Annotated in this window: 12 protein-coding genes; 5 read left to right on the top strand and 7 right to left on the bottom strand. The window is 58.4% G+C overall.

Annotation, left to right across the window (positions count from 1 at the left end; all coding sequences use genetic code 11):
• Positions 1 to 52: 52 nt before the first annotated feature.
• Positions 53 to 1,378: a sigma-54 dependent transcriptional regulator gene (locus tag KVG95_RS05370; RefSeq protein ID WP_123359592.1), complete on the bottom strand. Its 1,326-nt coding sequence runs from the start codon at positions 1,376 to 1,378 to the stop codon at positions 53 to 55.
• A gap of 343 nt (positions 1,379 to 1,721) precedes the next feature.
• On the opposite strand from KVG95_RS05370, the gene KVG95_RS05365 reads away from it, so the two are divergent.
• From KVG95_RS05365 to nhaB, 3 genes are all read left to right on the top strand, one after another.
• On the top strand, positions 1,722 to 1,988 hold the full coding sequence (locus tag KVG95_RS05365; RefSeq protein WP_217854804.1) for a hypothetical protein: 267 nt from the start codon (positions 1,722 to 1,724) through the stop codon (positions 1,986 to 1,988).
• Positions 1,989 to 2,270: 282 nt separating this feature from the next.
• Positions 2,271 to 3,560, top strand: a complete 1,290-nt coding sequence (locus KVG95_RS05360) for an NHL repeat-containing protein (protein ID WP_217854803.1) — start codon at positions 2,271 to 2,273, stop codon at positions 3,558 to 3,560.
• Between the two features lie 78 nt (positions 3,561 to 3,638).
• On the top strand, positions 3,639 to 5,141 hold the full coding sequence (gene nhaB / locus KVG95_RS05355) for a sodium/proton antiporter NhaB (RefSeq protein WP_217854802.1): 1,503 nt from the start codon (positions 3,639 to 3,641) through the stop codon (positions 5,139 to 5,141).
• 116 nt (positions 5,142 to 5,257) lie between these two features.
• Here nhaB and KVG95_RS05350 read toward each other — a convergent pair whose 3' ends face one another.
• Genes KVG95_RS05350 through gnd form a run of 3 tightly spaced genes read right to left on the bottom strand, consistent with a single transcriptional unit; the run spans position 5,258 to position 8,575 of the window.
• The gene (locus tag KVG95_RS05350; protein ID WP_217854801.1) at positions 5,258 to 6,079 is read right to left on the bottom strand and encodes an HAD family hydrolase; all 822 of its coding nucleotides are present in this window, start codon (positions 6,077 to 6,079) and stop codon (positions 5,258 to 5,260) included.
• Positions 6,072 to 7,598, bottom strand: a complete 1,527-nt coding sequence (gene zwf / locus KVG95_RS05345) for a glucose-6-phosphate dehydrogenase (RefSeq protein ID WP_217854800.1) — start codon at positions 7,596 to 7,598, stop codon at positions 6,072 to 6,074. The genes KVG95_RS05350 and zwf overlap by 8 nt, the downstream gene beginning before the upstream one ends.
• Complete coding sequence (gene gnd, locus KVG95_RS05340; RefSeq protein WP_217854799.1) at positions 7,595 to 8,575, bottom strand: phosphogluconate dehydrogenase (NAD(+)-dependent, decarboxylating); 981 nt, start codon at positions 8,573 to 8,575, stop codon at positions 7,595 to 7,597. The genes zwf and gnd overlap by 4 nt, the downstream gene beginning before the upstream one ends.
• 273 nt (positions 8,576 to 8,848) lie before the next feature.
• On the opposite strand from gnd, the gene KVG95_RS05335 reads away from it, so the two are divergent.
• Together KVG95_RS05335 and KVG95_RS05330 are read left to right on the top strand one after the other, a co-directional pair.
• The gene (locus KVG95_RS05335) at positions 8,849 to 9,031 is read left to right on the top strand and encodes a DUF6026 family protein (RefSeq protein WP_123722889.1); all 183 of its coding nucleotides are present in this window, start codon (positions 8,849 to 8,851) and stop codon (positions 9,029 to 9,031) included.
• Between the two features lie 196 nt (positions 9,032 to 9,227).
• Positions 9,228 to 10,973 (top strand): phosphoethanolamine transferase CptA, encoded by a 1,746-nt coding sequence (locus tag KVG95_RS05330; protein ID WP_217854798.1) that lies wholly within the window; start codon positions 9,228 to 9,230, stop codon positions 10,971 to 10,973.
• A 199-nt stretch (positions 10,974 to 11,172) separates the two neighbouring features.
• On the opposite strand, the gene KVG95_RS05325 is transcribed toward KVG95_RS05330, so the two are convergent.
• The 3 genes from KVG95_RS05325 to zapE all read right to left on the bottom strand — a co-directional run bounded on the left by KVG95_RS05325 (position 11,173) and on the right by zapE (position 13,499).
• On the bottom strand, positions 11,173 to 11,664 hold the full coding sequence (locus KVG95_RS05325; protein WP_052963393.1) for a GNAT family N-acetyltransferase: 492 nt from the start codon (positions 11,662 to 11,664) through the stop codon (positions 11,173 to 11,175).
• Between the two features lie 116 nt (positions 11,665 to 11,780).
• Entirely contained in the window at positions 11,781 to 12,362 is a 582-nt protein-coding gene (locus KVG95_RS05320; protein ID WP_217854797.1) for a DinB family protein, read from the bottom strand.
• Positions 12,363 to 12,380: 18 nt separating this feature from the next.
• Complete coding sequence (gene zapE, locus KVG95_RS05315) at positions 12,381 to 13,499, bottom strand: cell division protein ZapE (protein ID WP_217854796.1); 1,119 nt, start codon at positions 13,497 to 13,499, stop codon at positions 12,381 to 12,383.
• Between the last annotated feature and the right edge of the window lie 39 nt (positions 13,500 to 13,538).

The following is a 13,538-nucleotide window of genomic DNA, read 5'->3' as shown; positions in this document are numbered from 1 at the left end:
AAAAGGCCCGCTGCGATGAATGTCGCAGCGGGCCTCTTCGTTTCACCGCGCCCTAGCGGATTTGGTGCTTATGCAGCAATCGGTAAAAAGTCGGCCGCGACACGCCAAGGACTCTGGCGGCGACGCTCAGGTTGTCGCTGTGCCGGTTCAACACATCGCACAGCGCCTGACGCTCGGCGCGGGTCTTGTAGTCTTCAAGGGTACCCATCGGCGTAGCGGTGATGTGTTGACTGATCAACCCCAGGTCTCGCGCCTCGATCTGCCGTCCTTCGGCCAGAACCAGCCCGCGCCGTACCCGGTTGGCTAACTCACGGACATTGCCCGGCCAGTCGTGCTTGCCCATGGCGATCAGCGCGTCCTCGCTGAAGCTGCGAGGACGACGCCCGGTTTCCTGGCTGTAGAAATGGGAAAAGTGGTTGGCCAGCATCGAGAGATCGCCATGGCGTTCACGCAACGGCACGGTAATGACTTGCAAGACATTCAAACGGTAATACAGATCTTCGCGAAAGAGTTTCTTCTCAATGGCCGCTTCAAGGTCGACGTGCGTCGCCGCCAATACCCGCACATCCACCGGAATAGGCTGGTGCCCCCCTACACGCTCAATGTGTTTTTCCTGCAGGAAGCGCAGCAGATTGGCTTGCAGTTCCAGGGGGAGATCACCGATTTCATCGAGAAACAGCGTTCCGCCGTTGGCCGCCTCGATCCGCCCGACCTTGCGCTGATGAGCGCCGGTAAAGGCCCCCTTCTCGTGGCCAAACAGTTCGGACTGGATCAAGTGTTCGGGAATCGCGCCGCAGTTGATCGCCACGAACGGTTTGCTGTGACGCTGGGATTGTCGATGCAGGGTGCGGGCGACCAATTCCTTGCCGGTCCCGCTTTCGCCGCGGATCAGCACCGGGGATTCGGTGGGTGCCAGTTTGCTCAGCAGTTTGCGCAGTTCGCGAATCGGTTTGCTGTCGCCGAGCAGTTCGTGTTCAGGCTGATCGATATGAACCGTGCCCTGGCCGCGCAGGCGCGCCATGCCGAACGCGCGGCCCAGGGTGACCTGAACCCGTGAGACATCGAACGGCAGGGTATGGAAGTCAAAAAACCATTCGCAGACGAAGTCCCCGACATTTTGCAATCGCAGGACTTCTTGATTCAGCACCGCAATCCACTCGGTACCGCTACGGCTGATCAATTCCTTGACGGCTTCCGGGCGCTCCAGATGAAAGGGCTGCAATCGGAACAGGCCGACATCGCAGGTTCGTTCGGTGGCGTTTTCCAGGGTACAGCTGTCAACATCCCAACCCACGGCGCGTAAACCCGGCAACAAACGGTGACAGTCGTCGCAAGGATCCACTACTAAAAGACGTCGTAAGGCAGGCGCTTCGATCATGACTGTTCCTTGACGCCAAATTTTAGGAAATATTATTAAAAACAGTCATTTGGCGGGCTTCGTTGTAACACTAGCAAGATTTTGACGCAGGCTTGTATCGATTGCTTATAGGGCTGTTTGCTTATTAGTTATAAGAAATCACTTGGTTAGTTGCCTAACGAGTTGAACCTTTCATTCAGCTTTCAGAAACGGCCTGAATATCGAATCAATCAAAGAAAGTTGAAATTTCTTTTGATTGTGTGTGACCTAAACCCCGGTTGCGGGCATCAGTACAAGTAACCAGCCGAACGGTAAGCCCAACCGACGGCAGATCACTTGATTGGGCATACAGAGAGAAGATCCCATGAACGCCCCGCTCCGTATCAACGAAGCACTTTTGATTGCCGACCGCGCATTCCAACCCTTTCAATGCGTGGCCTGGGCACCACAAGACGGTAATGGCGAGCTCAGCCTGACTATCATCGATCGCACTAGTACTCGTATCGGCCGTAAACAAATTCCAAGCAGTGCCTATTCCGATCCAGAGCAACTCGAACACTTGCTGGAAGAAGCCCGTGCCGAGTTGAGCCAGGAAGGTTACACACTGCAATCGTGGTCCATGCCGCACTAAGCGTTTTCGCGGATTGCCCGCCTGGCAATCCGCGCCCCCTTCTTTTTAGTTGACGATTTTCTACAGTCAGCTGCGCAATACCCTCCCCCTGTTTCAACTTCTAACCGCCGGATTACTTGGCAGGCTTTTCAGTGGTTCGAAAAGACACTGTTCTGGCACAAAATGCCCCTCTTCCGGCTCATGAAAACAGTTGTGCGCCGAGTCATTCAGGGATTGAATGTTTTGCTCATGTAGTCACCCTCCGGGCACCCGGATAAGGACGACTGGCAAGGAGATGCATGCATGTCACCCCAGACTGCTTTTGCCTTACCTGCAACCGTGAATGGCGCCGAACGGCTCGATACGAATTTCGCTGGCACCGGCAAGACTCAAGTGTATTTCGCCGGCAGTCTCTCCAGCATGACCAATGGGGTTGCGATTGACCACGTTGGCCGGTTGTTGGTGGCGGCAAAGGTCGGTACGCCGGGCGGCCAACGCTTTGGCCTGGCCCGCCTGCTTGCAGATGGTTCGGCGGATCTGGCATTCGGCATAAAAGGCAGCATCAGCGGCCAGTTCGCACTCGGCTTCGAGGCCATGGCTGGCAAAGCACGGGCATTGCCCAACGGGCACATTCTGGTGGCCGGCCTGCACTACGAGAATGCTCACCGTACGCTGCCCGCCCTGGCGATGTTTGATCAGCAAGGCTGCCCGGTCCAGGGCTTCGGCGACAATGGACGTTGCGTGGTGCACCTTCCGGGTAATCTTTCCTGGGGTGCTCGCGACGCCTGGTTACCGCCCGGCGTGCCGAGCGCCGAAGCCTGTGATGTCTGTGTGCAGGACGACGGTCGAATCCTGCTGCTGACCAATCATTACTTCGAACCGACCGATCACGTCGGCATGCTGATACGACTCAACGCCGACGGCTCGCTGGACGACAGCTTCAACGGTCGCGGCTTCGTCATGGTTCGGCACTTGTTGATGAACACCTGGCTCAGCAGTCTGATGGTGCAACGCGATGGTCGAATCCTGGTGAGTGGATCAATCAATTTTCCCGAGGAAGGTCTGCTGGCGCGCTATCACCCGGACGGCCGACTGGATGACAGCTTCGCCGTGGATGGTTTCATGACCTTCAAGGCACGGGAGCACAGCGCTCAGATCAACCAGATCGTCCAGCATGAAAATGGTGACTTGCATTGTTTTGGCAGCAGTCGCGACCCGATGCTCTGCCTGTCTCTGAAAGTTCACAGTAATGGCCGACCCGATATTCATTGCAACGGTGGCAAGCCAAAGCTTTTAGGCGTCGGCCGCAGCAGTTGCCGCTGGACCGCCGCCGAGACTCAACCGGATGGACGTGTGCTGACAGTTGGATCGATGGTCGGCGGGATCGAAGCCGATTTCATTTTTGCCCGATATTTACCCAGTGGGCAGCTGGATCGCAGTTTTGCCAAGGGCATTGGCTGGTGTCGCACACGCCTGGGTCGCGGTTCGCATACCGCTACTTCATTGGCCATTCAGGCCGACGGCTGCATTGTCATAGGCGGCTATTCACTGGACGGAAACTGCCGCGCGATCGTCGCGCGTTATCAGTGTTAGGCCAACGCCATTTGCCTGCACTTGATCTTCTGTTCTTCTTACGGCAAGTTGCGCGCTTCTTAATACAAGGAGTAGCCGATGTCCGGTTCAATGGCCCAGGCCTTCGCGCACAACTTTCTCGGGCACTCACCTCGTTGGTACAAGGCGAGCATTGTCGGCTTTCTGATTCTCAACGCCCTGGTGTTGTGGACGGTCGGTCCGGTGGCGGCCGGCTGGCTGTTGGTGCTGGAGTTCATCTTCACCCTGGCCATGGCGCTCAAGTGTTACCCGCTGATGCCCGGTGGCTTGCTACTGGTCGAAGCGCTGCTGCTGAAAATGACCACGCCCCAGGCACTCTATGATGAGCTGGTGCACAACTTTCCGGTGATCCTGCTGCTGATGTTCATGGTGGCAGGCATCTACTTCATGAAAGACCTGCTGCTGTTTCTGTTTTCGCGCCTGCTGTTGGGGGTTCGCTCCAAGGCCCTGCTGGCATTGATGTTCTGTTTCCTGTCCGCGTTTCTGTCAGCGTTTCTCGATGCGCTGACCGTGACGGCAGTAATCATCAGTGCCTCCGTGGGGTTTTATTCGGTGTATCACCGCGTCGCCTCAGGCCACGATCCGCGCGAGGATGCCGAGTTCAGCGACGACCGGCATTTACCCAGCCTTCATCATGCCGACCTCGAACAGTTCCGCGCCTTCCTGCGCAGCCTGCTGATGCACGGTGCTGTCGGCACCGCGTTGGGTGGCGTGTGCACGCTGGTTGGCGAGCCGCAGAACCTGCTGATCGGCCATGAGATGGGGTGGCACTTCGCCGAGTTCTTTCTGAAGATCGCCCCGGTGTCGTTGCCAGTGCTGGCAGCCGGCCTGGTGACTTGCGTGCTGCTGGAGAAACTGCGCTGGTTCGGCTATGGCACGCTGCTGCCGGACAACGTGCGTGCGGTGCTGGCCAACTACGCCGCCGAAGACAACGCCGAACGCACTGCACGTCAGCGCGCTGCGTTGCTGGTTCAAGGAGTGGCGGCACTGATTCTGATTGCCGGGCTGGCGTTTCACATTGCTGAAGTCGGCCTGATCGGTTTGATGGTGATCGTGCTGATCACTGCGTTCACCGGCATTACCGATGAGCACCGTATTGGCAACGCGTTCAGGGATGCGATGCCGTTCACCGCGCTGCTGGTGGTGTTTTTCGCAGTGGTGGCGGTGATTCATGATCAGCAACTGTTCACGCCGCTGATCCAGTGGGTGCTGGCACTACCGGCAGATCAACAACCGGGCATGCTGTTTATTGCCAATGGCTTGTTGTCGGCCATCAGCGACAACGTATTCGTTGCGACCATTTACATCACCGAAGTGAAACAGGCGTTCATCTCCGGCCACATGAGCCGCGAGCACTTTGAAACCCTGGCCATTGCGATCAATACCGGCACCAACCTGCCGAGCGTGGCAACGCCCAATGGTCAGGCGGCGTTCCTGTTCCTGCTGACCTCGGCGATTGCCCCGCTGATTCGTCTGTCGTACGGGAGGATGGTGTGGATGGCGGTGCCTTACACCGTGGTGATGGGCGTGCTGGGCTGGTATGCGGTGAGTTACTGGCTGTAACGCTGAACAAAATGTGGGAGCGGGCTTGCTCGCGAAGGGGAAGTGTCATTCAACAACGATGTTGAATGTGACGGCCTCTTCGCGAGCAAGCCCGCTCCCACATTGGTTTTGTGTCGTTATCGAGGAAGGATGTACTTCTCGATCGCCTGGGCCGCACCGTCTTCGGTATTGGCCCCGGTCACCACGTCGGCCTGACGCTTCACCGCCTCTTCCGCCTGACCCATGGCGATCGACAATCCGGCCCGGTGAAACATCGCCGGGTCGTTGCCGCCATCACCGAGGGCGGCGGTCTGTTCCAACGGCACCCCGAGAAACTCGGCCAGTGTCGCCAATGCCTCGCCCTTGTTAGCCAGCATCGCCGTCACGTCCAGATAGATCGGTTGTGAGCGCGAGACCTGCGCCTGCCCTTCGACCTTGGGCAGCAACTGCGCTTCCAGTTCGATCAACAGTTCGGCGTTATTGCTGGCGGCGACAATTTTGTCGATACGCGCCATGTAAGGCTCAAAACTCTCGACCACCACCGGCGGATAGCCGAGGCCATGCTGTTCTCGAGGAACCATCGGGCCGTACGGATCCTTCAACAGCCAGTCGCCGCCACTGAACACCCAAACCTCAATGTCCGGCTGATCGGCAAACAGCGTCAGCGCCGTCAACGCTGACGTCGCCGGCAAATAATGCGCAACCAGCAAACTGCCGTCCGGGTTGACGATTGTGCCGCCATTGAAGGCCGCCGTCGGCAGATCGACACCCAGGGCTTCGATCTGCTGCAACATGGCTTTGGGCGGACGCCCGGTGGCCAGGCTGAACAGCACGCCGGCCTCGCGCAACGCGCGGACTGCTTCGATCGTGCGCTGACTGAGGCTGTGATCAGGGAGCAGTAAAGTGCCGTCCATGTCACTGAGCAGAAAACGGATGGGTTGTTGCGTTACGTCACTCACCGACGCTGTGCCAAACGCGGCCGTCGCGGGTCAGCAGCTCGTCAGCGGTCTGTGGCCCATCTTCGCCAGCCACATAGCTCTGCACTGTTGCATCCTGCTCCCAAGCGTCGAGGAATGGCTGCACGGCGCGCCAGCCGTTCTCGATGTTGTCGGCACGCTGGAACAGCGTCTGATCGCCGGTCAGGCAGTCGTAGATCAAGGTTTCATAGCCGGTCGATGGCTGCATTTCAAAGAAGTCCTTGTAGGCAAAACCCAACTCGATATTGGCCATGTTCAACGCCGGTCCCGGCCGCTTGGCCAGCAGGTCGAACCACATGCCTTCGTTGGGTTGAATCTGGATTCGCAGGTAGGTCGGCTGCAACTCATCGACCTCGGTGTCGCGGAACTGCGCGTACGGAGCCGGTTTGAAGCAAATGACAATCTCGGTATCGCGCGCGCTCATGCGCTTGCCGGTGCGCAGGTAGAACGGTACGCCGACCCAGCGCCAGTTGTCGATCATGACTTTGAGCGCGACATAGGTTTCGGTCGTGCTGTCGGGCGCCACGTTGGCTTCCTGGCGATAACCGGGCAGCGGCTCGCCACCAATCTCGCCGGCGGTGTATTGGCCGCGCACCGAGTTGGCTCGCGCTTCCTCGGTCGTCCAGGGGCGGATCGCGCCGACGACTTTGGCTTTTTCGCCGCGTACTGCATCGGCGCCAAAAGCGGCCGGTGGTTCCATGGCCACCATCGCCAATAATTGGAACAGGTGATTGGGCACCATGTCCCGCAGGGCGCCGGTGACCTCATAAAAACTGCCACGGGTTTCCACGCCGACGGTTTCGGCGGCGGTGATTTGCACGTGGTCGATGTAATGGTTGTTCCAGAAGGCTTCGAACAGGCTGTTGGAAAACCGGCTGACCAGAATGTTTTGCACGGTTTCCTTGCCCAGATAGTGATCGATCCGGTAGATCTGCTTTTCCGTCATCACTTTGAGCAAGCACGCATTCAAGGCTTCGGCGGTGTGCAAGTCGGAGCCGAAAGGTTTTTCGATCACCACCCTTCTGAACGCTTCAGGGGTTTCCTGCAGCAATCCGGCAGCGCCGAGACGCCGCACCACTTCGCTGAAAAAGCGCGGCGCGGTGGCGAGGTAGAAAATCGCATTGCCGGTACCGCTGGCGATGATCTTCGCCGCCAGTGCTTCGTAGGTGCGTTCGTCAAGGAAGTCGCCCTGGACGTAGCTGATGTGCTTGGCCAGTTTGGCCCACAATGCCGGGTCAAGGGCGTGATCGCCCTTGCCGACCTTGGCCGCCACTTCCGCCCGAATGAAGTCTTCGAGTTTTTTGGCAAAGGCTTCGTCGCTGATGGCGTTGTGATCAACGCCGATGATCCGCAGTCCATTCCCCAGCAAACCGTCGCGACTCAGGTTGTACAGCGCCGGCATCAGCAGGCGCTTGACCAGATCACCATGGGCACCGAACAGAAACAGCGTGGTAGGCGGTGCGGGTTCTGCCTTGGATTTCCTGCGGATCACATGAGTCATTTTTTCGAAGTCTCCACATGGCCGCCGAAGCCGAAGCGCTGGGCCGAGAGAATTTTATCGCCAAAGGTGCCTTGCCCGCGTGAACGGTAGCGGGAGAACAGCGAGTTCGACAGCACCGGTACCGGTACCGATTGCTCCATGGCCGCTTCGATGGTCCAGCGACCTTCACCGCTGTCAGCCACCGAGCCTGAGTAACCCTCGAGTTTCGGATCGCTGGCCAGGGCGTCGGCGGTCAGGTCGAGCAGCCAGGACGACACCACGCTGCCACGACGCCAGACTTCGGCGATGTCGGCGACGTTCAGGTCGAAGCGCTGATCTTCCGGCAGATTGGTGCTGGCCTTGGTCTTGAGAATGTCGAAGCCTTCGGCGAAGGCCTGCATCATTCCGTATTCGATGCCGTTGTGAATCATCTTCACGAAATGCCCGGCACCAGCGGGGCCTGCGTGGATGTAACCGCGCTCGGCGCGATCGTCATCGGACTTGCGATCCTTGGTGCGTGGGATGTCGCCCATGCCCGGGGCCAGGCTTTCGAACAGCGGGTCGAGACGCTTAACGGTCTCGGTATCGCCGCCGATCATCATGCAGTAGCCACGTTCCAGGCCCCAGACGCCGCCGGAGGTTCCAACGTCGATGTAGTGCAGGCCTTTTTCCGACAAGGTTTTGGCCCGGCGGATGTCGTCTTTATAGAAGGTGTTGCCGCCGTCGATGATGGTATCGCCAGCGTCAAGCAAGTTGCTCAGGGTGTCGATGGTGTCTTCGGTCGGTGCGCCGGCGGGCAGCATGACCCACACCGCGCGTGGTTTGGCCAGGCCAGCGACCAGGGCTGGCAAGTCGGCAACACCAGTGGCGCCTTCTTCAGCCAGGGTGTCGACAAAGGCGGTATTGCGGTCGTAAACAACGGTGGTATGTCCGTTGAGCATCAGGCGCCGCGCAATATTGCCGCCCATGCGGCCCAGTCCAATAATCCCGAGTTGCATGTACTGATGCTCCCTACTACAAATAAAGTGTGTCAAAGGTTATAGCCCAACGCGACTAATGAGGGTTAGTCCAGAGCGCTGGCACATAGTTTCCGGGCATTGTGCCCGATCCAGACTGATAACGTCGGGAATCGTCCCGAAGACACAACGACCATGAAAAATAAAAAAGTTCCCTTCGAGGGCAAAAGAAATCAATATTGGCGCCGATAGTAAGTAAGCACCTGATTTCAGGGAGCGTACTTACAGTTGAGACAGCCATTTGCGAGGTGAGCAATGGGCACCATACACACAGCACTGCCAGCACAAACCCTTTACGTCACAATCCGTCGCGATGAACTGCGCCAGTTGAAAGACGAGCGTGACCAGTTGAAGCAGGAAGTCGCGCAATTGCGCCTGCTGACCCAAGGCAATCAGGTTCAGCCCTGGCCTGTTACCCAACGTGTTCCCCACGCCTGACCCCTCGTTTGACTCGGAAGCAGCCACCGCTGTTTCCGACTCGCTGCACCCTGCCTGCTCCGGCAACTCACAAAGTTTTCACACCTTCTTGTCGATACTCCGGCTCATTGTGGCCGCTCGGTATCCGCGCGGCGCTTGTTCGTCTGCGACAAGGAAAGTGCCGACGGCCGAAGTAATTATCAGGCTGGAGTTCTGAATGGCTTTGTTTAAACGCAGCAAAACGTCTGCGAAAGGTTTTGATTGGGCAGGATTTCTCTGGTTATTTCTGTTCTTCTGGTATTTTTCCGGCATCACCCAACTGCTGATTCAACTGACAGGCACTTCCGGTTTTACCGGGTTCCGTCAGGCCTTTGTGATGAGCGCCATCTGGCTCGCGCCGATGCTGCTGTTTCCCAAGCAAACACGTGTGATGGCCGCGCTGATCGGCGTGGTGCTGTGGGCCTGCTCGATGGCCAGCCTCGGTTATTTCTTCATCTATCAGCAGGAATTTTCCCAGAGCGTCATCTTCATCATGTTCGAATCGAACGTGTCTGAAGCCGGCGAGTACATGACCCAGTATTTTGCCTGGTGGATGGTGGCGGCGTTCCTCGCCCATACCGTGTTCGCGTATTTCCTTTGGACCCGCTTGCGTCCGGTGTACCTGCCACGCGGTCAGGCACTGATAGCAGCGACAGCCATTCTGGTGGCGGTGATCGGTTACCCGATGATCAAGCAGACCGTGCGCACCGGCAGCCTGGCGGGCGGCTTCGAGAAATTCGAAACCCGCATCGAGCCCGCGGTGCCGTGGCAGATGGCCGTGGCCTATCACCGTTACCTCGATACCCTGGCCGGCATGCAAGACATGCTTCACAGCGCCAGCAAGATTGCACCGCTCAAGAACCTCTCCGATTCGATGGCCAATCAGCCAGCGACTTTGGTGCTGGTGATCGGCGAGTCCACCAACCGTCAGCGCATGAGCCTGTACGGCTACCCTCGGGAAACCACCCCGGAACTGGACAAGCTCAAGGACCAACTGGCGGTTTTCGATAACGTCATTACCCCGCGCCCCTACACCATCGAAGCGTTGCAGCAGGTACTGACATTCGCCGACGAAGAAAACCCCGACCTCTACCTGTCGACACCGTCAGTGGTCAGCATGATGAAACAGGCGGGTTACAAGACCTTCTGGATCACCAACCAGCAGACCATGACCAAGCGCAACACCATGCTCACGACCTTCTCCGAGCAGGCCGACGAGCAGGTGTATCTGAACAACAACCGCAACCAGAACGCCGCCCAGTACGATGGCGATGTGATTGAGCCGTTCAACAAGGCTTTGGCTGACGCGGCGCCGCGCAAGCTGATCGTTGTGCATTTGCTCGGCACGCACATGAGCTACCAGTACCGTTACCCACAAACGTTCAACAAATTCACCGACCGCAAAGGCGTTCCGGACGGCGTGCGTGACGATCAGGTGCCGACATACAACAGCTACGACAACGCAGTGCTGTACAACGACTTCGTGGTGTCGAGCCTGATCAAGGACTACGCCAAGTCTGATCCGAACGGCTTCCTGCTGTACCTCTCCGACCATGGCGAAGACGTCTTCGACTCCGCTGGCCATAAAACCCTGGGCCGCAACGAGAGCAAACCGACAGCGCCGATGTACACCATTCCGTTCATGGCCTGGGCTTCGCCGAAATGGCGCGAAACCCATGACTGGAGTTTTGCCGGCGATCTGAGCCGGCCGTATAGCAGTTCTCAGCTGATTCACACCTGGGCGGACCTGGCAGGCCTGAGTTTCGATGAGCTGGACCGCAGTAAAAGCCTGGTCAGCGACAGCTTCAAGCCTCGGCCATTGATGATCGGTAACCCTTATGAGCGTCAGCAGCGGCCGTTGATCGACTTCAGCTTGATGAAACCCAAAGGAGCGCCTATCACGCCGGCAGTTGTTCAGCAGTAGTTTTGGCGCGGATCCTGCGGAGCGGGCTTGTGTGGCGAGGAGTACTGTGGCGAGGGGGCTTGCCCCCGTTGGGGTGCGAAGCGCCCCCCGGCATTTCAAAGTTAAACCGCATGTAAAGGATTTACGACTGCTTCGCAGCCGAACGGGGGCAAGCCCCCTCGCCACCCAAGCCCGCTCCCACAAGATTGTGGATTGCGAATTAAAGTGCCTTGATCCAGAACAGCATCCGCCCGTGCGCCGGGTCGAACATGCCTGGCGAAAAACCGAATTTGCCGTAGGCCCCCTGAGCCACCGCATTGCCTTCCAGTACTTCCAGGGTGATTTTGCAGCAGCCGCGCTGGCGCGCGATGTCTTCGACTTTGTGCAGCATCTTCTGACTAAGCCCCAACCCGCGAAACTTCGACACCACTGCCACGTCGTGCACGTTGACTAGCGGCCGGCAAGCGAAGGTCGAAAAACCTTCAAAGCAGTTGACCAGCCCTGCCGGCTCGCCGCCAACAAACGCCAGTACGCTGAACGCATGGGGACGTTTGGCCAGTTCCCCCGGCAGTTGTTGCAACCTATCGGCAGGTAACGGGTGACCGCCGCCCATCGGGTCTTCGGCGTAGTGGTTCAATACAAGACAAATCGCCTCGGCATGCACCGGGTTGGTGTAGCTGGCCTGAAGCACAAGAATTTCTGCGGATTCCATTTCCACCCTCAATCACACAAGTTGCCCCAGTTCGCCTCTTGCGCACTGAAAGGTCCAGTGACCTTATCGCGAGTGCCGGGGTGCCGACAACCGGATCCTGTTGTGATCGTTCTCCCTCAAACACCCCAGATCAATGACTCGGTCCATCCCAACTCCGCAAAGTCCTCAGCCCTCAACGCCGACTCACCAGCACAGAAAAACTCGTCCAGTTGCGGCGGCTTGACCGAGGTGCCACTGAGCATCGCGTGGACCTGCCCGCGATGATGAATCTGATGCTCGAACAAATGGGACAGCATGCGCAAACGGCTGTCATGTTGCGGGGTGTCGCGCGCGATGGTCACGAGCCGTCCGAGGTCTGCGTCGCGCAGTTGCTCGCAGTAGGCGATCAGTCGACGGTCCACCACGGCTTGCTCGCGTTTGAGATCGACGCCGTGGGTGAATGGCTCGTCTTCGTTGAAAAACACGTAGCAATCGGGATGCGGTTCGTCACCGCGCAACTCCCGCTCCAGGGCATCCACATAAAACCAGTCGCAGGTCAGGATGTGATTGAGGGTCGCGCTGAGGCTGGGAAAGAAACTGACTCGCGGCGCCGCCAGTTCGGCCGGGCTTAGCTGAAGCCAGGCCTTGGCCAGTCGGTGATTGGCCCAGGCGTTCTGATAGGCCATGGTCAGCAAATGGTGGGACAAGGGCTGATTCATGTTCGCTCCTCCCGGATATCAAGCCTCGGCGAAACGTTGTAGCTGCATTTCCTGCAGACGACTAAGGGTGCGACGAAACGGAAACTCCAGATAGCCCTCGGTGTACAACGCTTCCATCGGCACCTGCGCTTCGAGGTACAGCGGCACTTTGCGGTCGTAGCATTCGTCCACCAGGGCGATGAACCGGCGCACGCCGTCGTCATGCACCGACAACTGCGGCAACTCGCGATCGCCCGCCACTACCCGCTCGACACCGTCTTCAGTGCCGCGGGCGATGCGCCCTTCGCGTTTTTGCGCGCTGAGGTTGGGCACGTCGCTCAACAGAATAGCGCTGAATTTGTCGCACAGGGCCATGAAGTCCATGGCGGCAAACGGCTGCTCGCAGAGCTCGGCGTAACGGCACCAGAGCACGGTTTGACTGGCCTGCATCACATTGACCGAACGGTAGCCGATCTTGACCGGATCGCTGGACAGCGACCGGCCGACGGTCAAGGCTTTAAACACTTCGCTCAAGGCGCCGGGTTGACCCGGTACGTTCACCCAATAACGCTGCAGACCGGCGCCAGGGTGCAGGCGATGATCTTCCCCGCCATCCACTGCAATCACCTGCATGTGTTGCTTGATTGCGATAATGGCCGGCACGAACCGGTCACGGTTGAAGCCATCCGCGTACAGCTGATCCGGCGGCTGATTGGAGGTGCAGACCACCACCACGCCCTGCTCGAACATCACCTGAAACAAACGCCCGAGAATGATCGCGTCACCGATGTCGTTGACGAACAGTTCATCGAAACACAGCACGCGCACTTCCTGGCTCAGTTCGCGGGCCAAGGCTTTCAACGGGTCGGCGGTGCCAGTCAATTGAAAGGAGCGCTGATGCACCCAGCCCATGAAATGATGAAAGTGCTGACGCCGGGCGGGAACGCGCAGGTTTTGGTAGAACTGATCCATCAACCAGGTCTTGCCCCGCCCAACCGGGCCCCAGAGGTACACGCCGGTGACCGGTATGCGGTCTTCATGCAAGGCTTCGTGGCATTTTTGCAGCGCCCACACGGCGTGCTCCTGAGCTTCGTCCTGGACGAAGCCCTTGTGTTCGATGGCGTGTTGCCAAGCGCTTAAGGGAGAGTCGACATTCATGCGCGGCAGTATATAGCAGCTGGCGAAGCTCAACCCCTG

The sequence above is a fragment of the Pseudomonas farris genome (genome assembly GCF_019145235.1).
Classification (GTDB): domain Bacteria; phylum Pseudomonadota; class Gammaproteobacteria; order Pseudomonadales; family Pseudomonadaceae; genus Aquipseudomonas; species Aquipseudomonas farris.
Note: the sequence above shows the minus strand (reverse complement) of the source record. Positions and strands in the feature narration are given on the sequence as shown.